The organism is Dankookia sp. P2 (assembly GCF_050632255.1).
Taxonomy (GTDB): domain Bacteria; phylum Pseudomonadota; class Alphaproteobacteria; order Acetobacterales; family Acetobacteraceae; genus Paracraurococcus.
In genome coordinates this window covers 2,576,475-2,595,009 of the sequence record NZ_CP192581.1, presented here as the reverse complement: position 1 = coordinate 2,595,009, position 18,535 = coordinate 2,576,475, and the positions used below count along the sequence as shown (strand labels likewise).

The 18,535-nt window shown below is 63.8% G+C and carries 19 protein-coding genes and 7 pseudogenes; 21 read left to right on the top strand and 5 right to left on the bottom strand.

Going from position 1 to position 18,535, the window contains the following annotated elements; genetic code table 11:
• The first annotated feature begins 866 nt into the window (after nt 1-866).
• The 4 genes from ACQ86J_RS15465 to ACQ86J_RS15450 all read left to right on the top strand — a co-directional run bounded on the left by ACQ86J_RS15465 (nt 867) and on the right by ACQ86J_RS15450 (nt 3,178).
• Complete coding sequence (locus tag ACQ86J_RS15465) at nt 867-1,670, top strand: hypothetical protein (RefSeq protein WP_431271799.1); 804 nt, start codon at nt 867-869, stop codon at nt 1,668-1,670.
• Nucleotides 1,645-1,785: a phosphoribosyltransferase family protein gene (locus tag ACQ86J_RS15460; protein ID WP_431271798.1), complete on the top strand. Its 141-nt coding sequence runs from the start codon at nt 1,645-1,647 to the stop codon at nt 1,783-1,785. The genes ACQ86J_RS15465 and ACQ86J_RS15460 overlap by 26 nt, the downstream gene beginning before the upstream one ends.
• A gap of 383 nt (nt 1,786-2,168) precedes the next feature.
• Entirely contained in the window at nt 2,169-2,618 is a 450-nt protein-coding gene (locus tag ACQ86J_RS15455; RefSeq protein WP_431272420.1) for a GTPase, read from the top strand.
• Between the two features lie 233 nt (nt 2,619-2,851).
• Nucleotides 2,852-3,178, top strand: coding sequence for a hypothetical protein (locus ACQ86J_RS15450; RefSeq protein ID WP_431271797.1), 327 nt, complete (start codon nt 2,852-2,854; stop codon nt 3,176-3,178).
• A gap of 219 nt (nt 3,179-3,397) precedes the next feature.
• Here the strand turns inward: ACQ86J_RS15450 and ACQ86J_RS15445 are convergent, their stop codons facing one another.
• The gene (locus ACQ86J_RS15445; protein ID WP_431272836.1) at nt 3,398-4,090 is read right to left on the bottom strand and encodes a hypothetical protein; all 693 of its coding nucleotides are present in this window, start codon (nt 4,088-4,090) and stop codon (nt 3,398-3,400) included.
• Here ACQ86J_RS15445 and ACQ86J_RS15440 point away from each other — a divergent pair.
• From ACQ86J_RS15440 to ACQ86J_RS15410, 7 genes and pseudogenes are all read left to right on the top strand, one after another.
• Nucleotides 3,992-4,273 (top strand): GTPase, encoded by a 282-nt coding sequence (locus tag ACQ86J_RS15440; protein ID WP_431272419.1) that lies wholly within the window; start codon nt 3,992-3,994, stop codon nt 4,271-4,273. The genes ACQ86J_RS15445 and ACQ86J_RS15440 overlap by 99 nt on opposite strands.
• Nucleotides 4,189-4,734 carry a hypothetical protein gene (locus tag ACQ86J_RS15435; protein ID WP_431271796.1) on the top strand — a complete coding sequence of 182 codons (546 nt, stop codon included), beginning with the start codon at nt 4,189-4,191 and terminating at the stop codon, nt 4,732-4,734. Before ACQ86J_RS15440 ends, ACQ86J_RS15435 begins: the two co-directional genes overlap by 85 nt.
• 64 nt (nt 4,735-4,798) lie before the next feature.
• A pseudogene (locus tag ACQ86J_RS15430) lies at nt 4,799-5,571 on the top strand (IS5 family transposase).
• A gap of 249 nt (nt 5,572-5,820) precedes the next feature.
• Nucleotides 5,821-6,572 (top strand): annotated as a pseudogene (locus ACQ86J_RS15425) (IS5 family transposase).
• A gap of 224 nt (nt 6,573-6,796) precedes the next feature.
• The gene (locus ACQ86J_RS15420; RefSeq protein ID WP_431271795.1) at nt 6,797-7,027 is read left to right on the top strand and encodes a hypothetical protein; all 231 of its coding nucleotides are present in this window, start codon (nt 6,797-6,799) and stop codon (nt 7,025-7,027) included.
• Between the two features lie 716 nt (nt 7,028-7,743).
• Entirely contained in the window at nt 7,744-8,079 is a 336-nt protein-coding gene (locus tag ACQ86J_RS15415; RefSeq protein ID WP_431271794.1) for a hypothetical protein, read from the top strand.
• Between the two features lie 119 nt (nt 8,080-8,198).
• Nucleotides 8,199-9,080 (top strand): annotated as a pseudogene (locus ACQ86J_RS15410) (IS5 family transposase).
• Here ACQ86J_RS15410 and ACQ86J_RS15405 read toward each other — a convergent pair.
• A pseudogene (locus tag ACQ86J_RS15405) lies at nt 9,031-9,411 on the bottom strand (transposase); the annotation flags it as partial. The pseudogenes ACQ86J_RS15410 and ACQ86J_RS15405 sit on opposite strands and share 50 nt — an antisense overlap.
• A 423-nt stretch (nt 9,412-9,834) precedes the next feature.
• On the opposite strand from ACQ86J_RS15405, the gene ACQ86J_RS15400 reads away from it, so the two are divergent.
• From ACQ86J_RS15400 to ACQ86J_RS15355, 10 genes and pseudogenes are all read left to right on the top strand, one after another.
• The gene (locus tag ACQ86J_RS15400; protein WP_431271793.1) at nt 9,835-10,491 is read left to right on the top strand and encodes a hypothetical protein; all 657 of its coding nucleotides are present in this window, start codon (nt 9,835-9,837) and stop codon (nt 10,489-10,491) included.
• A 222-nt stretch (nt 10,492-10,713) separates the two neighbouring features.
• Nucleotides 10,714-11,619, top strand: coding sequence for a DUF6685 family protein (locus ACQ86J_RS15395; protein WP_431271792.1), 906 nt, complete (start codon nt 10,714-10,716; stop codon nt 11,617-11,619).
• A gap of 270 nt (nt 11,620-11,889) precedes the next feature.
• Entirely contained in the window at nt 11,890-12,084 is a 195-nt protein-coding gene (locus ACQ86J_RS15390; protein WP_431271791.1) for a helix-turn-helix domain-containing protein, read from the top strand.
• Nucleotides 12,014-13,129: an IS21 family transposase gene (gene istA, locus ACQ86J_RS15385; RefSeq protein ID WP_431271790.1), complete on the top strand. Its 1,116-nt coding sequence runs from the start codon at nt 12,014-12,016 to the stop codon at nt 13,127-13,129. The genes ACQ86J_RS15390 and istA overlap by 71 nt, the downstream gene beginning before the upstream one ends.
• Nucleotides 13,126-13,695 (top strand): annotated as a pseudogene (locus tag ACQ86J_RS15380) (ATP-binding protein); the annotation flags it as partial. The gene istA and the pseudogene ACQ86J_RS15380, both read left to right, overlap by 4 nt.
• A gap of 73 nt (nt 13,696-13,768) precedes the next feature.
• The gene (locus ACQ86J_RS15375; protein ID WP_431271789.1) at nt 13,769-14,059 is read left to right on the top strand and encodes an ATP-binding protein; all 291 of its coding nucleotides are present in this window, start codon (nt 13,769-13,771) and stop codon (nt 14,057-14,059) included.
• Nucleotides 14,060-14,218: 159 nt separating this feature from the next.
• Nucleotides 14,219-14,381: pseudogene (locus ACQ86J_RS15370) on the top strand (pyridine nucleotide-disulfide oxidoreductase); the annotation flags it as partial.
• Between the two features lie 267 nt (nt 14,382-14,648).
• A complete protein-coding gene (locus tag ACQ86J_RS15365; RefSeq protein ID WP_431271788.1) occupies nt 14,649-14,876 on the top strand; it encodes a hypothetical protein in 228 nt (75 codons plus the stop codon).
• A gap of 282 nt (nt 14,877-15,158) precedes the next feature.
• A pseudogene (locus ACQ86J_RS15360) lies at nt 15,159-15,320 on the top strand (pyridine nucleotide-disulfide oxidoreductase); the annotation flags it as partial.
• A 191-nt stretch (nt 15,321-15,511) separates the two neighbouring features.
• Nucleotides 15,512-15,910 (top strand): hypothetical protein, encoded by a 399-nt coding sequence (locus tag ACQ86J_RS15355; RefSeq protein WP_431271787.1) that lies wholly within the window; start codon nt 15,512-15,514, stop codon nt 15,908-15,910.
• A gap of 56 nt (nt 15,911-15,966) precedes the next feature.
• Here the strand turns inward: ACQ86J_RS15355 and ACQ86J_RS15350 are convergent, their stop codons facing one another.
• From ACQ86J_RS15350 to ACQ86J_RS15340, 3 genes are all read right to left on the bottom strand, one after another.
• Nucleotides 15,967-16,188 carry a hypothetical protein gene (locus tag ACQ86J_RS15350; protein WP_431271786.1) on the bottom strand — a complete coding sequence of 74 codons (222 nt, stop codon included), beginning with the start codon at nt 16,186-16,188 and terminating at the stop codon, nt 15,967-15,969.
• Nucleotides 16,189-16,844: 656 nt separating this feature from the next.
• Complete coding sequence (locus ACQ86J_RS15345) at nt 16,845-17,204, bottom strand: hypothetical protein (RefSeq protein WP_431271785.1); 360 nt, start codon at nt 17,202-17,204, stop codon at nt 16,845-16,847.
• A 186-nt stretch (nt 17,205-17,390) separates the two neighbouring features.
• Nucleotides 17,391-18,302, bottom strand: a complete 912-nt coding sequence (locus ACQ86J_RS15340; RefSeq protein ID WP_431271784.1) for a hypothetical protein — start codon at nt 18,300-18,302, stop codon at nt 17,391-17,393.
• Between the last annotated feature and the right edge of the window lie 233 nt (nt 18,303-18,535).

Below are 18,535 nucleotides of genomic sequence, written 5' to 3'. Positions count from 1 at the left end.
TTCATGTTCACAACCACCTATTCTCGTAATGCGCTCCTTGGATGTGTGGCGATAGTCATGTTGCTCAGCCTGTCTGGTCACACGCTCGCCGCCGTCGATGTCCAGAAGGCGGCCCCGCAAGAGCCTTCTAGCACTGCTAAAAGGACCGACACTCAGGGGCGAGCGACCGCGCGGTCGTCCAACAGATCGATAGAGGATGGCTGCTGGACGATTGCTCCGCCCAAAGCCCCCGCATTATCTGACTCTGTCGAGTTCAGGGTCGACCTGGATTCAACGGGCGTGGTGCGCTCAGTGCGGTCAGTCGGCAATCCAACTCCATTGGACGCGCCAGCCCGAGCCCTGCATGAGGCAGCGCGGCGTTCGCTACTGGACCCGCGCTGTAGCCCTATGACACTACCTGAAGGAATTCAGCCCGGTCCCGGTGAAAGGGCTTTGCGTTTGAATCCGCCAGGTTCCACGCGGTGAACTCAGAACAAGGCGAGTTGGGCTACGCGATCGAGCCGTAACACCCCTGACGAGTAGCCAGACATCGGGATACCTTGAGTGTGTTCCCATGGCGAAAACCATGCCTTTCACGGGGTAGAGCTTCGTTAAAAATCCGCTCCATCTCCTTGAGAGCGCCCTGGGCCTCAAGCGTCTTCTCAAACCGATAGAAGGTGGCTGTTGATAGCCGACGCGCGATAGGCCTGCTTACCGTTCTTTGGGCGGGATTGGATCAACAATATAACCATGGTCCTACCGCGGTGGCTCAGGGACGGAGACCCGGACGAAAAGGCCCGCCCAGCCGACCCTTTCTTCAACCCTCGGCTTTAGTGGTGTTACGGAGGCAGCCCGTCCACGGCGGCGGCCTGTGGAGGGTGGCTGCCATGCGAGTGCGTCCTGAGGCCAACTTCGTCCTGGACATCGGTTACGAGGTCGTGGTCGACGGCAAGAAGCAGTTCGTCGCCTTGCCGGAGAGCATCCCTCTCGACGACCAAATGCTCAAGATGATGGGGCCGCAGTTCGTCGAGGCGGCGAAGGCCATGCGCGTCGGCGATGTCCAACGCCTTGAGCTTGCTGTGAAGGTCATGCGCGCTCACCCGGAGACCGGCGTTCTGCCTCGCCGGGATGTGCCGCCCGGGACGAACCATCAAGACCCTTCAGACGACTTGCCAGCCGTCCGGCCGTTCGCCTTTGGCGGCGACGTTTCGATCAACTCGATCGACATCAAAGGCCGGTGGAACAGCGGGGTTGCCCTCGACCGTCATACGGACTGGAGTTCCTACGTCGGACGCGACGATCGCGGCCGCAAGCTGTTCGAAACCAGCAGTCCTGATCTCGGCCGCTTGCTCTACGACTTCAAATACCAGGGCTACCAGCCCGCGGCCTTCGGCATCGTGGCGGCCGCGGTCGGCTTCCTCGAGCCTTTCCGCGCAGGCTTTGACCTGCTGATCCCGGCGCCCCCGTCCGAGCAGCGCGAATTCCAGCCCGTGACCATTCTGGCCAACGGCATTGGAGGGGGCTGGGCCTGCCGGTCGTGGCCTCGCGTTGCGAAGACCCGTCCGACCCGTCCGTTCAAGGGCCTGTCCGATGCCGAGAAGCTCCAGGAGCTTCGCGGGTGGCGTTTTCGCCGTCACCGATCCGGAGCAGACCAAGGGAACGAGCGTGCTCGTGATCGACGACATCGTTGAATCAGGGCTCACCCTAAACGCCATCACTGACGTCCTGCTCAACGAGGGCGGCTGCAAGGAGGTCTACGTCCTGGCCATCACCAAGGGCCGGAACGGCAGTTGCCCGACGGCCTGAACGCAGCCCACGGCGGCTTGGGCAAGCAAGCAGTTGCCTAAGCCTCCGCGGTTAACCGGGGCAGGAAGCCTACGGTGGTGACGTACATGGACATGGGTGGCCTGAACCGGTAGCGCGAGGACACCATAGCGGCAACGGCAAGTCACGCGAATTCAGCGCGACATCGGCGTCAAAGCAGAGATTGCCCGTCCTCCCGGCAGCATGCAATCTAGTCTCATGGATGGAACGACCTACACGAGCACTGAATCCGGTGATGCAGGGGAGCGGGCCAGAGCGGAGGCGGCCGCGAAAGCCCCCGTCATCTGGCTTCTCGGGGAAAGCACAGGCTGGCAAGACGAGTATCGCCGCCTGTCTGACGGGGAGCAGGTGAGGAGGGCGTCGGCCTGGGCTTCCAGCGAACCACCCGAGAGCCGCGTCTGCACGCTTGGCCGCCGCCACCAGCGCCGCCGGTCCTGCTCTTCCTCGACACTCCCGGCATTGGAGCGGACGACGGCGACTCCGAGGCAGAGGCCCGCAGGGCAATGGCCCAGGCCGAGGACCAAGCGCACGTCATCCTCGTCGTCGTTCGGGCCGAGGACATGGCAATTGGCGCGCTGGTCCAGGCATTGACCGAGATCAGGCGGCGCCACCGGGACTGGCCGGTGATCATCGCTCAGACCCGGCTGCACGACCTTTACCCGACTGGCATGCGGCACCTGTTTCCCTATCCCTTCGACGGCACTCAGGCCGACTTCGGACTCCCGGTCTTCCGCAGAACTTGGCGAGAGCTCTGGCGGCCCAGCGACAGCTTTTCGCGTCAATCCCCGGCGAGCCTCCAACCTTTGTGCCGGTAGACTCTGACGCGCGCCACCCAAGGCTTCGAGCCCCGGGACTACGGCGCGGAGGAGCTGCTCAACGCCATCGGCCGGACGCAGCCGGAGACCGCGGACACGCTGCGGGAGATGCGCGACCCGCTGAAAGGGCGCGCCTGCGCGTTATCCTGCCATGGGCGCCAGTGGCTGCGGCGGCGGAGGCTCCGCCGCTCCCGTTCTTCGGCCTGGCCGGGGCGACGACGGGACAAGGACTGATGCTCCGCGCCATCGCTGCCCGTTGCGGGGTGCCCTGGAAACTTGGTCTCGTCTGGAGATTCCTGGCGGTACTCGGCCCGGGCATCCTAGTGAGCGCGGGAGCCTCCGCCATCATCCGGCAGGCTCTGAAACTGGGTATCGGCCCGGGCACGGCTGCTGCGGCAGCGGCGGCCTTCGCGGTGACCTGGGCGGCCGGAGAGGCAGGTATGGTCTGGTTTGGCGCGCTCGGCCGCGGCGAGCGGCCGAACCAGGAAGCCGTGCGCGCCGCTTGGCAACGTGGTTTCGAGGAGGCTGTGGCGTGGTGGAAGCGAAACCGGGGCGGCTGAGGCGGCGCCTGCGGGCGCTCCGGCCGTGGTGGCGGACGATCCTGCGGGCGACGCTCTTCGCGGGGCCGACGCTCATGCTCATCCCGCTCGGCGTCGCTTGGCTCTGGCAGCGGGGGTTGGATGGCCTGGTGGCTTATGGCGTGGACAGTCGGCGTCTTCCTGGCCGTCTGGGCTGCGGGCCTTTGGAAGCCCAACCTACCGCCCATCTCGCTGAAGGGTTCACGGCAAGGCGCGTCCGCGGGTGAGCTCGAGGCGCGGGTGAGGATCGCTCGGATTGTCGAGGGTGCACAGTCGTCCGACATCGCGGACGCGGATGCAGCGCGAGTGCTGGCTGAGAAGGTCGCGCATGAGGTCGCCTCCGCCTTCCACCCGGACGAGGAGACGCCGACACTTCGCGTGACACTCCCGGAGCTGCTCCTGGTTACCGAGCAGACCGCCCATGATATCCGCCGAAGGCTCCTCGCTGACTTCCCAATCCTCCGGGATGTCCGCTTCGACCTTTTCGAGACCGGCGCGGGGCTCATGGTTTGGGCCGACCGAGTGATGACGGCCTACCGGGTCGGGCGCTTCCTTTGGAACCCGGTGAACGCGCTCATCCAGGAGGCGCAGCGCGCCGGAACGAACCTTGCTGGCCAGGGAATGGCGGACTACGCGAGGAGGCGGGTCGCTCAGATCCTGGTCGCGGAGGTGGGCGAGGCCGCCATCCGCCTCTACTCTGGGGCTGCGCGCATGGATGCGCGCGAACTCGAGGAGGCATTCCGGCTCAACGCGGATGTAGGCGTGGCAGAGGCACCTGCGGCGAGCCGCGAGCGCCTGCGTGCGGCCGTCGTCGGGCAGGTCAACGCGGGAAAGTCGAGCCTCGTCAACGCGCTTTCCGGCGAAGTTCGGGCCCTCGCCGGACACGTCATCCACACCGGCCGGGCCCTGGACTTCCCCATCGACCACCCGGACTCACGGTCCCCTCGTGATCACGGACACCCGGGGGCTGGCCGCAGGCGAGCTCGCCCGACGTGGAGACGCTCGTCGCCGCCGATGTCCTGTTGTGGCCCATCGCGCTGCACCGGGCCGATCGCGGCGCGGACATGCGCGCCCTGACGGCGCTCCGGGCGTGGTCGGCGAAGAACCCGGCTCGCTCCGTCCCGCCGATCGTCTTCGTGGGCACCCACTTCGACCGCCTGGAGCCAGCCGGGGAGTGGTCGCCGCCCTATGACTTTGCGGGTGGCAAGCAGCCGAAGGAGGTCTCCGGCGCGGCGGCGCTCGCTGCTGCGAAGGCCGACCTCGCGTGGCCAGAGGCGCGCTGGACTATCGCGGTGCTCGGAGGCGGCATCCAAGCGTGGAACGTCGATGCTATTCGAGGCGCCATCGCCAATGCCCGGCCCGAAGCCGAGGCGTCTCGGACCCTGCGCATGCATGCGACCCGCGGGAACGTTGCCCGTATGTCGGACACTGTTCGAGCACTGCGCGGCGCCGGGCGGTTCATCGCTGGCGAGGTAAAGCGCGGTAATCCCGGCGCCATTTCTAAGTTGATGGCAGGTAAGGACAGGTCCGACCGCTAGGCCCTGTTAGCGCCTGAACGCTGCGGCGTTGTTGGCGTTGGGCCGCCTTTGCGAAGGGGCGGCAGTGGTTCTGACAGATGAGCAATGGGCTGTGCTGGAGCCGCTGGTGGAGGCGTGCCGCCCGCACGCGAAGGTCCCGCCGAGCAACCTGCGGCGGACAATCTCGGCCATCATCTGGCGGCACACGAACGGGGCGAAGTGGCGCGCCGTCCCTGACGAGTTCGGGCCTTGGTGGATGGCAGCCCAAACTTTCATCCGGTGGTCTCGGCTCGGCGTCTGGGAACGCCTGCTCGTCATGGTGCAGGCGCGCGGCGTCGAGCTTGGCATGGCATTCCTCGACGGCACTTCGATCCGCACCCACCAGAAGGCGGCAGGGGCGGCTACAAAGCCGACGCTTCGGCGCAGCGGGCGTTAGTGAAGCGCTTGGCCGTTCTCGTGGCGGCTATGGCACCAAGGCCTGTGTGATCGCCGACAGCGCAGGCCGCGCGGTCGCCTTCGCTCTCGCACTCGGTCAGGCTCATGAACTGCCCCATGCTATTCCGCTGCTCGCGTGCTTGCCGGGCGTGCCGGTCTGGGTCGTGGCCGACCGAGGCTACAGCAGTCATGCCTTCCGCGAGCACGTCTGGAGCCTTGGAGCACGGCCCGCTATCCCGCCCAAGGTCAACGAGGCACCCGTCGCCTGTCCGGCGCCAATCTACGTCGAACCGCAACCGCGTCGAGCGGCTCTGGGCCTGGCTGAAAGAGTGGCGCGCCGTCGCCACCCGCTACGAGAAGACGGCCGCGTCTTTCCTCGACGTACTCTGCCTCGCCGCCACTGCCGACTGGCTCAGGCGCTAACGCAGCCTAGCCCGAGCCATATTAACGCGGGTACTTCGTTGCGGGCAGGAAGCTCGGCCCAGATAGACAAAGTGCGACGAGGCGGTGCAGGGCCGTCGGATAATGCAAGTCATCTGATCCGACCAAGGACAGCCGATGGCCCTCGTTGGACTCTCATCTACATCTTGCCGCGATCAACTGATTGGTACAGTGACTCTAGGGCCCGTTAGCGCCTGAATGCCGTGGTGTTGCTGGCGTTGAGCTGCCTTTCTGGAAGGGGCTTTAGGTCTGACATACGAGGAATGGGCGGTGCTGGAGCCGCTGGTCGAGGCGTGCCGCCCGCATGCGAAGGTGCCGCCGAGCAACTTACGGCGGACAGTCTCCGCCATCATCTGGCGGCACCAAAACGGGGCGAAATGGCGTTCCTTGCCCGAGGAGTTCGGGCCGTGGTGGACGGCGGTCCAGACCTTCATCCGCTGGTCGCGGCTCGGAGTGTGGGAGCGACTGCTCGGGATGGCACAGGCGCGCGCTGTCGAGCTTTAGCATTGCATGCCTCAATGGCACGTCCCATCCGTGCTCATCAGAAGGGCGGCAGGAGCAGCGTCAAAGGTCCCGCTTCGGCGCAACGGAGTGCTGGTCTCATGGCGCCTGTGACACGAAAGCCTGCGTGATCGCCGAAAGCGTCAGACGGGCCTTCGCCTTCGCGCCAGGTCAAGCGCAGAACTGCCCAGCGCCGTGCCGATGCTTGGGCGCCTGCCTGGCGTGCCGGTCTGGGTGGTGGTCGATCGTGGCTACAGCAGCCATTTCTTCCGGCAGCACGCCTGGACCTCGGCGCGCGGCTTACCGCGACGAGGTACCCGTGGCCTTCCCTGCGCCGATCTACAACAACCGCAACGGCTTCGAGCGTCTCTGGGCAAGGCTCAAAGGAGTGGCGCGCTGTAGCGACTCGCTACAAGACGACCGACACTTCCTTCCTCGGCGTCGTCTGCCTCGCCGCCACGGCCGATTGGCGCAGGCGCTAACGGGCCCCTAGTGTCTCAGCGCAAGCGCATGCATCGTGCGCATCACGTTTTTCCGTCTCTTCGTGCCGTACTGCTCATCACCTGCAAAAGACAGTCGCCCAACACTTTTGCCGACAGCCAGGTATATGTTTGCCGTAAAAACGATATCGCAAATTTGATTAAAATTCATTAACCTAAAATTTGTGATGCACCATACCCTGGCTGCACTGGGAAGGATACGTGCCATGAAAAAGATGGCCCTAATTTCCGTGTTTTCTCTATTGATGTTGTTTTCGGGATTTCGACCATCATCTTCTGAAATACATTTATTACAGCCAGAAACGACAATTCCTGGTTTATATAATAATAAAGACAAAGGGCAGTTTTTCAGTCCTTGGATAAAAAATGCTCAAGTTTTTACAGGCACAGGTAATGGTCAATGCGAGCCGCAGGCCAGGAAGCCAGTGGCAGTTTAGTTTGTTGTTCGTATAAACAGCGTCCTCACTGCGGGAATGGAAAGTGCCGATGTGTTGAAGATATCATCGGGTGTGATCAAAACGATAAAAAGCAATGCTGATCTACTCTAGATTTAGCTAAATTGCAATAAATATGGAGCGAGCCAAGATGCCGTACATTTTTAACGCTGTTCGCCCCCTCTTCTTAAAGAAAACGCTGGTTTAATCACTGATTATGACCAAGAAAGCGCTGGAAAAAATTGTAGGAACGGCTAGCTGGAGCCATTATGAACACTGGAATCCCAATGATCCCGTAACAGTAGTTACACCCGAGCGCCCCCTACTGGGCAACAGCATCAAGACATTTGGTGGGATTTTCAGATTACGAAGACTCAATTTTGGCAAAGGATTATTGGCCCTAGAAGATTTGCTGTTAATCAAAAAGAGATTGTAATTATAAGAACCGGCTATGACATTACTCAAAGGCAGGTTTTTGAGCAAACTATTACATCTGACTCTACAATAAATTCAGGCTTACAGTCAAAGCTTACAGCAAGCACTTCATTCAAACTCGATTTTTCTCAAAAAAATGGCTCTTCTACCAACATAACTAATGAACTTACTATGCATTGGACATCTGAGAAAACCACGCAAACAGAGCAATCATATCAGGCCGAGCATACGTATGTCACATGGGCTCTGATAGACTCCATCCAACTTAAAAAAACTATAGGTACATGGTCAATGATAACTTATTAGTCGATAGACCAGAAAGCCCAATTATGCAGAGCATTATCAGCATCTATGAAGATGTTGCTAGTGACCAAGAATTAAGCGGAATATCAGTCGTTGGAAGCGGGGTAGAGAATGAAAATGGTCTAGATAATATTAAAAAACAATTGAATCGCCTAGACAACTTCAAATCTGTAATGAAAAAACATGCAAAAATAGCCATCACATCCGCAACAGAACGGCATCCTTGTAAGGAATGTTCTTGCCAAGACTTTGTTTATTTTGGGGGATTTAGATGCAACAGATGTTTGCATGACTGTGAAGCACACGATGTATGTTGATTTTTTTAATTTAAGCTTTAGGCCCTGTTAGCGCCTCAGAGCCCATCCGGAAAGGAATTGAATCGCCTGAATCGGATGTGATTCTGCTGTTCCTGCGGGCGATCTGCGGGAGGAGACGGATGGCATGGACGGCGGAACATCGGCGTGCGGCGGACCGGCGGGGGCTGCGCTATCCCTCAGATTTGACGGATGCCGAGTGGGCGCTGGTTGCGCCACTGATCCGGCCAGCGAAGCACGGCGGCAGGCCCCGCAAGGTGGACGTGCGCGAGGTGTTGAACGCGGTGTTCTACGTGCTCTCCGCCGGCTGCCAATGGAGCGCGCTGCCGAAGGACCTGCCGCCGAAGAGCACGGTTTGGGATTACTTCTCGCGCTGGGAATGGGAAGGCACCATCGAGCGCATCCACCACGCGCTCTACGTCGCGGTGCGCGAGGGTGCCGGGCGTGAGGCCAGCCCGACGACCGCGATCATCGACAGCCAGACGGCGAAGGGCGCGCAAAAGGGGCTCTACGCTCGACCCGTCCGGCTACGACGCGGGCAAGAAGGTCGTCGGCCGCAAGCGCCACCTGCTGACCGATACCATCGGCATGCTACTCGCGGTCATCGTGCATCCCGCCAACGTGCAGGACCGCGATGGCGCCGAGTCGCTGCTGCGCCAGGCGCGCAGGCTGTTCCCCTTGTCGAGCGCATCATCGGCGGTGCAGGCTATCAGGGGCCGAAGATGGCCGCCGCCGTCGCCCGCACCGGTACATGGAAGATGGAGATCGTGCGACGCTGCGATAGGCACCGCTTCGTCGTGCTGCCGAAGCGCTGGATCGTCGAGCGCACCATCGGCTGGATCAGCCGCAACCGGCGGCTGGCCCGCGACTTCGAGCGGCATTGCCGCATCGCCGCCGCCTTCGTCCGCATGGCCATGATCCGCATCATGCTCTCGACGGCTGGCAACAAAGCCCTCAGCATGAACCCAAACTTCCCGGATGGGCTCTTAGCCAATCTGCGGTAGCGGCGAGGCAGAGGACGCCGAGGAAGGATGCGGCGGTCTTCTCGTATCGGGTGGCGACCGCCCGCCACTCTTTCAACTTCGCCCAGAGGCATTCGACGCGGTTGCGATTGGCATAAATCGGCGCTGGGCAGGCGACCGGAGCCTCGTTGACCTTCGATGTGATGGCGAACTGCGCACCGAGGCCCCAGAGGTGCTGGCGGAAGGCGTGGCTGCTGTAGCCTCGGTCAGCCACCACCCAGACCGGCATGCCAGGCAGGCGCGCGAGCAGCGGGATGGCATGGGGCAGTTCGTGCGTCTGGCCGGGCGCGAGAGCAAAGGCGACCGCGCGATCTTCGCGTGCGGGCGGCACGCTTCCACTAGCGGCTACAGCACCGCCCATTGCGCATCTGTCAGAACCACTGCCGCCCCTTCACAAAGGCGACCCAACGCAATCAACGCCCCAGCGTCCAGGCGCTAACAGGCCATAGTGGCGAATCGGCCGCCGTCATCCGTACCGTATTCGCATGCGAAGGCATCATTATGGCTTGGCTTCCTTCTCCGGACCTGCCGACCGCGCGTCTTTCCATTCCTGACACAAACCTTTTGAGGATTTTCATGCTGCGCGATTTTCGGGCCGCCCGTACCCGAACAACCATTCCCGCTTTGGACGGCGGCTACTCCATCCCGAGCGGCCGTATTTACCTGCCCATCCCACCGAATGTGATACCCGAGGCTGTCGCCGCCGGGGCTGTGCTCGGCAAGCGAGGTGGAGTTTATGTCGAACTGCCACCAGATACCTGGGTCAAGGCTAGTTGACCCGCTGCTGCCCTTCCTGGCCCGCAGCATTATCCACCCGATCTTACCCGACCTGATTCCGCCATCCACCTGGGGATCGAACCTCAGCAGCCTGCTCGCAAAGCCGTCCTGGGACGCACTCCGGCAGCACGCTTTCGCCGCCCGCGGCAATCTCTGCCAAGTCTGCGGCGAGAAGCAGGGCGCCCTGGAGTGTCACGAGATCTGGGCGTACTCGCTGCCGCCGTCCGACGCGCCCGAGGGGACGATTGGCGTGCAAAGGCTCATCGGCTTGGCCGCCCTCTGCAATCCGTGCCACGCGATGTTTCACTATGGGCTCGCCAACATTCAGGGGCGCCTAGAGCCGGTGAAAGCGCGGCTGATCGCAGTCAACCGATGGACGGAAGATGATTTTTGGGCCCACCACCAGGATATGGGCGCGCGCTACAAGAAGCGCATGGAGGTCCATTGGGCGCTCGACGTGTCGCTCGTCGCGGGCCTCGGCCGCCTCGTCATCCAGGGCGGCAAGGGTGGTTGGACAATGGGCGATCAGGGCGAGCTTACTTCGCCACCGCGGCAGGGCGGCATGCCAGGCTGGACCGTTCTCATGGGCGCCCTCGTACACGGTGGGCGGCCGTGATTTGCCCGCGATGGATCCTCAGCAAGCGAAAGACGGCCTTCTGCACGAAGCTGGCGATTTCGACTTCGTCCGACAGATGGGCGACGGTGTGACAAGCAACCGACCGTATTGAAGGCCAACTGCGTAAACGACTTTATCCGGAAATGGTACATCAGCTTGCGCCTGCGCCAATGCTTAGGGATTGCGTGGGTGAGCGCGGCACAGCACTGATTTGGCGGAACGATGGACAGCATTATCTCCGAATCTGAGCGGATGATCTTTCCTGATCGATGGCTTGAGAAGCGGTTGGCGAACTTCCAGGTATCTGCTCCTGGGGTCGACTGGAGCCTCCTGGAGCGTCTCTGCCCATGGCGCGAGTACCAGCATCTCGCCCGTTGCATCAGACCCCGCTTCGAACTCTTCGACGGCGATCCGTTCTGTCGGTTTGGGCCCTTGGTCGATGAAACGTCCACACCGCACCGCCGCGCGATCGACATCCGCGACATGTACGGCATCAGCGCTTCGAAGTCGCATATAGTGCCGCTAGACGAGTTGAGCGACCTCATCGACATGCATCGAATGTTCGAGCATAGGACCGTGGCCGACTGCGTCATGGAGGTTCTGCACGGTTCATTCGACTGCGTAGCGCGGGAAGGCGAGCCGGTCCGAGTCATCAAGCAACAGTGGGATGGCCGCCATTATGTGTGCAACATCGGCGGCAGCCACCGCTTCGCTGCGCTCTGGCGGTGGCACAGAGAAAATAGCTGCGGTCTCACGATGGACTGTGCCGTGACGACCGTCACACTCTCTCCTGCCACGCTGGCAGCAGTAAGAGACGTCCAATACTGGCTATTGGAGAGCACGTGGAAGGATGTAAGTCGGTCGCAAATCTTTCTAGATGATGTCATGTGTCAGGCGAGCGATCGTTCGTGGGTGCCTGATCGGAGAAATCGCCGCCCAGGTCTTGCGGCACGGGGAGTGCACGTTTGGCAGCACCGGGATCGCCGCGAGGGGCTTGTTATGTGTGTCGCTGTCCCTCGAACGCACCCGATGGCCGGTGTGATAGAAAGATGGCTCGAAGGTACCGCCGCTGTCGATCTCTCGGCTGCCGTTATGCAGATTTCGGCTGGGCAGTCCGTGGCCGACTGAATTTGGTTATCCGTCCGTGTTGCCTCGACGCTAATGGAGAAGGCGCAACAGCTTACAGAGGCGCCGCGGAGTCGCGCCAGGCATCCAAGCTATGAGCTATGTAGCGGCTGGGTGAATCCTCCCTGGAAGTGCTGGCTGAAAATTCCCCAGTCCAGCGCGACTGCCCGTGCCCGGGGGGCGCGCCCCGGGCACACGGGCAGCGCCGGCCATGCCCCAGGATGCCCTCCGGTATCGTGGGAGCAGCCGGTGGTCACCCTTGGGGAGCTTGTCATGATCCTGGACCTCGCCCGGCAAGGCCTGACCGTCTCGGCCATCGCCCGCCGCACCGGCCGCGACCGCAAGACCATCCGCACCTACATCGCACGCGGCCTGGAGCCACCAGCCTACAAGCCGCGTGAGCCGACCCCGTCGCCGCTCGGCCCGTTCGAGGCCTTCCTCCGCGAGCGCATCGGCCAGTTTCCCTGACCTGACCGGCCGGCGACTATGGCGCGAGGTCCGCGACCTCGGCTTTGCCGGCGGCTACTCCACCGTGACCGACTTCCTGCGCACGATCCGGCCGCCGGCCGCTCCCGCCTTCGAGCGGCGCTTCGAGACCCCGCCAGGGCGCCAGGCGCAGGTCGACTTCGCCCACTTCAAAGTCCGCTTCGAGGACGAGCCCGGTGCCGAGCGCATCGTCTGGCTGTTCTCCCTGGTGCTCGGCCACAGCCGCATGATGTGGGCCCGCTTCGTCGCCCAGCAGGACCTCGCCACCGTGCTGCGCTGCCACGTCGCCGTCTTCGAGGCGTTCGGAGGCGTGCCCGAGCAGATCCTTTACGACCGGATGCGCACCGCGGTCCTCGGCGAGGTCGACGCGCGCGGCATCGTCTACAACGACAAGCTCCTCGCCCTGGCAGGCCACTACGGCTACCTGCCCAGGGCCTGCCGCCCCTACCGCGCCAAGACCAAGGGCAAGGTCGAGAGGCCGTTCCGCTATGTCCGCGAGGACTTCTTCCTGGCCAGAGCCTTTCGCAACCTCGGTGATCTGAACGCCCAGTTCACCCAGTGGCTCGACCAGGTCGCCAACCGCCGCCTGCACGGCACCACCGGGCGCGTCGTCATCGAGCACTTCGCCGAGGAGCGGCCTGCCCTCAAGGCGCTGCCGGCCGGGCCGTTCAACGCCGTCCTCCGCCTCGAGCGGCGGATCTCTCACGAGGGCATGGTCTCGGTCGGCGGCAACCTCTACTCCGTCCCAGACGGCACCCGCCGCCGTCCCGTCGAGGTGCAGGTCACCGCTGCCGAGGTCCGGATCCTCGAGGACGGCCGGCTCATCGCCGTCCACCCCGTGCTCGAGGGCCGCGGCCGGCGCCGCATTGCCGAGGGCCATCGCAGCCTGCCGCCACCGCACAACAGCACCACGCCTCGGCATGGAGCCACAGCGCCGCCAGGACCGCCCGCCGGCGTGACACCCAGGTCGCTGGCCATCTACGAGGCCGTCGGCCGCAGGCTCGCCGCCGCGGAGCCAGCGCGATGACCGCCGCGCCGGCCACCCTCGACCGCATCCGCCGCCACCTGGTCGGCCTCCGCATGCCACGCGCCCTCGAAGTGCTGGAGCACCTGCTGCGCCAGCTCGAGCGCGGCGAGATCTCTGCCCTCGAGGCGATCGACAGCCTGCTCGACGAGGAACTCAGCCTGCGCGAGGGCCGCCGGGTCAAGGCCGCCCTCAAGATGGGCCGGCTGCTCACCATCAAGACGCTGGCCGGGTTCGACTTCGCGTTCCAACCCTCGCTCGACCGCAACCGCATCCTCACCCTGGCCGGGCTCGACTTCATCAGCCGCCACGAGGTCGTCCATTTCCTCGGCCAGCCCGGCTGCGGCAAGACCCACCTGGCCATCGCCCTCGCCGTCGAGGCCGTCCAGGCCGGACGCAGCGTCTACTTCACTACCCTCGCCGAGCTCATCGGCCTGCTCGCCAAGGCCGAGCGTGAGGGTACCCTGCGGGAGCGGATCCGGTTTCTCTGCCGGCCGCAGCTCCTCGTCGTCGACGAGATCGGCCTACCTCGCCGGGTGGTCGCCGGCGGCGGCAACCTGTTCTTTCAACTGGTGAACGCCCGCTACGAACGCGGCGCCATGATCCTCACCTCCAACCGCGGCTTCTGCCGAATGGGGCGAGGTGTTCGGCGACACCGTCGTCGCCACCGCGCTGCTCGACCGGCTCCTCCACCACGCCATCGTCGTCCGCATCGAGGGCGCCAGCTACCGCCTGCGCCGCCACGCCGACCTGCTGCCAGACACCGGCTCAGCCCGGCCCATGGCCCTCGGCCGAGCCGGCACGCACGGCGGCGCGGCAGGCCACCCAAGCTCCGAACCGGCGACCTCACCGCCGCGACGTAGCCACCAGCCAAACTCGAGGAATTTTCAGCCAGCGCTTTTGCGGAAATCGGCCTCAGCATTGACAAGCTAAGTCCGTCCACCTAACGTCCCACCGTACCAAATGCCTACCTCTACTTAAAATAGGCTGAGTTGATCGATGCGATCGAGCCGCAGCACTCCGACAAGCATCCATACACCGGGATACTTGGAGTGGGTTCCCATGGCGAAGACCATCCCTTTCGTGGGATAGCGTGTGCTCGTGGTGGGCGGCGGCAACCCCGGTGCCCAAATCCTGGCAGAGGTGTCGCAGGTCGCCGACGCGGCATGGGTGGCAGCTGGAGCCGCCGAGCTTCTTGCCCGACGAGGTGGACGGCCGCGTGCTGTTCGAGCGTGCCACCGCGCACCCGCCAGGCGATGGCGTGGATCGTCGGCTACACCGTCCACACATGGGAAATGGCCACCCTGCGCGGGTGGGCCGTGACCTTCCTGGCCGCCACTCGCGGCCCGGCTCGGCGAGCCCTAGTGGATGCGCTGTCGCCTGCCATCCCAATTAGCGCGGGCATCTGCAGTGCTGCGGTGTTTCCCGGTGTCACTGGGAACGAGACTGTGTGCAAGCAGACAGGCCGGGGGCGCGCGCGCGCGCGCGCGCGCGCGCGCGCGCGCGCCGGGGGGGGGTTGAGATGGATGCAGCCTGTGTGTGTGTATGTGGAAAAGAAAAAAAAAAAAGTCATTTTTTTTTTTTTTTTTTTTGGATACTGATGAAAGCACCAGCTGCACAAGTGCTTCTCATGATGGTGTTGCATGTGGAAGTGCTCTCCTCCCTGAAATGCCTTCTGCTATCAACACAAACAGAATTTCTTCTTGAGGAAGTCTGGGGAAGGACTGCCAAGATGCCAGCAGGTGGTTGATGGACACTGGTCCTGCGTGGCGGTTTTCCTCTCACCGCCGGAGAAGCCGGTAGCCACCAGCCAAACTCGAGGAATTTTCAGCCAGCGCTTTTGCGGAAATCGGCCTCAGCATTGACAAGCTAAGTCCGTCCACCTAACGTCCCACCGTACCAAATGCCTACCTCTACTTAAAATAGGCTGAGTTGATCGATGCGATCGAGCCGCAGCACTCCGACAAGCATCCATACACCGGGATACTTGGAGTGGGTTCCCATGGCGAAGACCATCCCTTTCGTGGGATAGCGTGTGCTCGTGGTGGGCGGCGGCAACCCCGGTGCCCAAATCCTGGCAGAGGTGTCGCAGGTCGCCGACGCGGCATGGGTGGCGCTGGAGCCGCCGAGCTTCTTGCCCGACGAGGTGGACGGCCGCGTGCTGTTCGAGCGTGCCACCGCGCACCCGCCAGGCGATGGCGTGGATCGTCGGCTACACCGTCCACACATGGGAAATGGCCACCCTGCGCGGGTGGGCCGTGACCTTCCTGGCCGCCACCGCGGCCCGGCTCGGCGAGCCCTAGTGGATGCCGTCGCCTGCCATCCTGTTCAGCGCGGCAGGTCTCGCGCGTCGCGGTTTCCGTCACCGGGAACGAGACCGCGCAGATGTATGGTCGGGGACGGGTGGTGCTCTGGGCGATGACGGCCGCCGCGGCGCTGTCACTGCCCACGGGATGGACGACGGGGTCTCCGTCGTGCTCGCGGCGGCCGCGGTGGTGCCCTGGAACGTCGCCATCTACCTCGACAGCTCTTGCGCTGACCGCCAAGACGGTGCAGGCGGCCGACAATCACCTGCGCGGCGCCACCATGGGGCTGCACAGCATGGTGGGCTACGCGGGAGGGTTCCTTGGCCCGCTCGGGGTCAGGCTCTTCCTCGACCTCGCGGGCGGCGATGGCGTGCTTGGCTGGGGGCTGGCCCTTGGCCACCTCGCGGTGGTCACGCTTGCCGGACTTTTCGTCCTGCGTCGCCTTGGGCGGACGGGGCACCCCTTTGCCTGGCCATAATCAACAGCCGCAAACAAAGTGATACTTCGTAGCTGCTCTTGGTATGCACGGCAGGGCTAGGCTCTCATCGCGCCGGTATAGCGCAGCAGGACAGCTTCCAAGGATCTCACCGTCGAGGCCAGCTTCCGCTCGATGGGGTCGGCTGTGTTCTCGGTCACACCGTCTTCGGCGTAGCCGAGGAACTGCGCGCGCGCCGCCACCGCTTCCCGCCGGAAGCGAAGGCTGTGGCTCGTGTGGTGCTCCTCGAGGGGCTCGTAGGTATCGATCAGCCGGGCCAACCCGGAGAGTTCAGTCAAAACCCTGGCGAGTTCGTCCGCGGCGTCTTGCTTCGAAACCGAAATGAAAAAACTGGCTCACCGGTAGGCGGCGGCGAACCGAAGCCAACTTTGCCATGCACGCTGGAGAGCCTCGTCGCGGATACGCGTAGAGGTTTCCCACATCTTTTCCGGTGTATCGATGTCCTCCGGCGGGGCGCTGAACCCACGTGCGCGGGCCGCGCGGGTCAGATCGACGACTTCATGCAGTGCGACTGGGCAGTCCTCGGCGCGTTCGATGGCCCGCTGACCTTGGGCCTGCGGCCGCCATGCCCGGAGCCCGCGGACGGCCACTACAGCCAGCGCCGTTGTGGGTATTAGAGTGCAGAGCCCTTGGATCCATGCTGCCGTAATTACTCCGCCCGCCATCAACTTTCTCCACACGCCGCTCGAGCACACGCTACTCGAGCCTCATGTTCCATCAATCGGGACTTCGCACGACCGCAGCAGGCGCCCTGGGCAGGTGGCCTGACGGCAGTCCATGTCTTCGGACACCAGCCCTGTACAGCTTTCCGCCCCGTGTAGCCTCTCGCGCGCAGAACTTGGAGAGGGAGAACTCCAGCCCGGTGCCCTGACCCTGGGCTTCGACGGTGGTCAACCCGGCCCACGCGACCTGAGCGTCATCGGCATAGGGGCACCACGAGCGCGACGTGCAGCAGCGCCGCCGCACACAGGAAGGCCAGCGCCCCGCCCTGCCCACCCAGTCCAGTAGCCACGCACCAAACATAGGCGCGGCGGCCGTGGACAGTAGCGTCGGCAGGGCGAGGCGCTCTATGAGAATGGCGTAGCCCTCGCGGCCGAACATCGCCACGGCCCGTCCCCCGCACGATGGAGCGGATGCCGCCGCCCATGCCGTAGAGAACGATGCACGCCGAGGCCGCTGAGGCGGGCAGGACAGCGAGCAAGACTAGGCCGACCGCGACCAGCACCGAGGAGGCGAGCAGGCTCCAGATCGGATGCGTCTTCTTGCCGAAGCTCATCTCGATGATGGGGCCGCCGACCTGCGCGGAGCCTAACCAGCGCGCCGAGGCCGACCGCCACCGCGAAGGTCAGCCCATGCGCCTGAAGCGGCATCAGCAGATGCACGCCGAGCACCGTCATGATGGCGCACCCGCGGCGGGAGGCGACCGAGCGCCAGGCACCCGCGGCAAGGCTTGCGGTCTCCGTCAGACCGTAGCGATCGAAACCGTCGGGCTGCGTGCTTCTTGGAGAAGGCGTGCCGCGTCATTCATCGAGGCATGCGGGTCGTGTACCAGCGCGGGAAGGGCGTCCGCGAGGATGGGCAGCGCTAGGATGCCGCGTTCGGCTAACCAGCTTTCCATCCGCGCGGCCACGTCCGGGTCGTTCCACGGCTGGCCGCCAACCTTCCAGAGGTAGGTCTGTCTCACATGCTGGATCCAGAGCCAGGGTTCTACCCGCTCGACAGAGCGGTCCGGGCGGACCCGCCACATCGGCTTGTAGTCGCGCGAGAAGACAACTTCCGACCCATCGGCCTCAGTCCAGAACCCGTAAGGCATGTAGAGGCGCATCGGCAGGAACAGAGGGAGTGCGGCCCTCGGGGTGATATACTCAAAGTCGGCAACCACCCCGGAGGAACTGCCGTGCGACATCACCCGGGTCGGCTTGCCGAACTCGCGCAGGATGACGACGTCCCCGTTGAGGCCTGGCGACTTGAGCGTGCCAACAGCGCCAGGCGTCCGCGGGGCCGCAGGCGGCATGGACGTCGCCCGGAAGCAGGCCAGCCGGATGGCGATCTGGTCCGCCAAACTTGGCGGACGATCTCCGGTCAGCCTTGCCTCCGATAAGGCATACTGGGCATCGCCGTTCGGGATTCCGAGCGCTCCGGCGAGCCCGAGACTGAGCTGTGCGTGCCGCTGGACGACGTCGTCGTCTACCAGCTCTTGGTCCAGCGGACTGGGCGGCGAACCGGCGAGTCCGCCCTCGAGTTCGTGCCAGTCACGGTAGCCGCAGGCGCGCGCCACACCCTGCTGCGATTGTGCCAGGGGCACGCCGAGCAGGCGCGTCACGTGCTTCGCGGCCTTCTTGGGCCGCGTGGCGTTGGGCAGGAAAATCCTCATCACACACCTTCCGATGCGCCTTGGAAGGCAGGTCCACTCTACCGTTCGGCGCGATCAGAGGGTTGTCGCGTCTGAAAGCCACACTTGCCCCGAAGGCTTCGCCATTGTGGACGGCGCGGGAGCGACTCCGCTGACATGACCATAAGCCTGTCCGTTGCGGAGTCAATCTAAATAAGATTTGGCGCGGTTGAGCGCGGCGATGTCTGCCGCTAGCGCCTCTGCGCGGCGTAGCA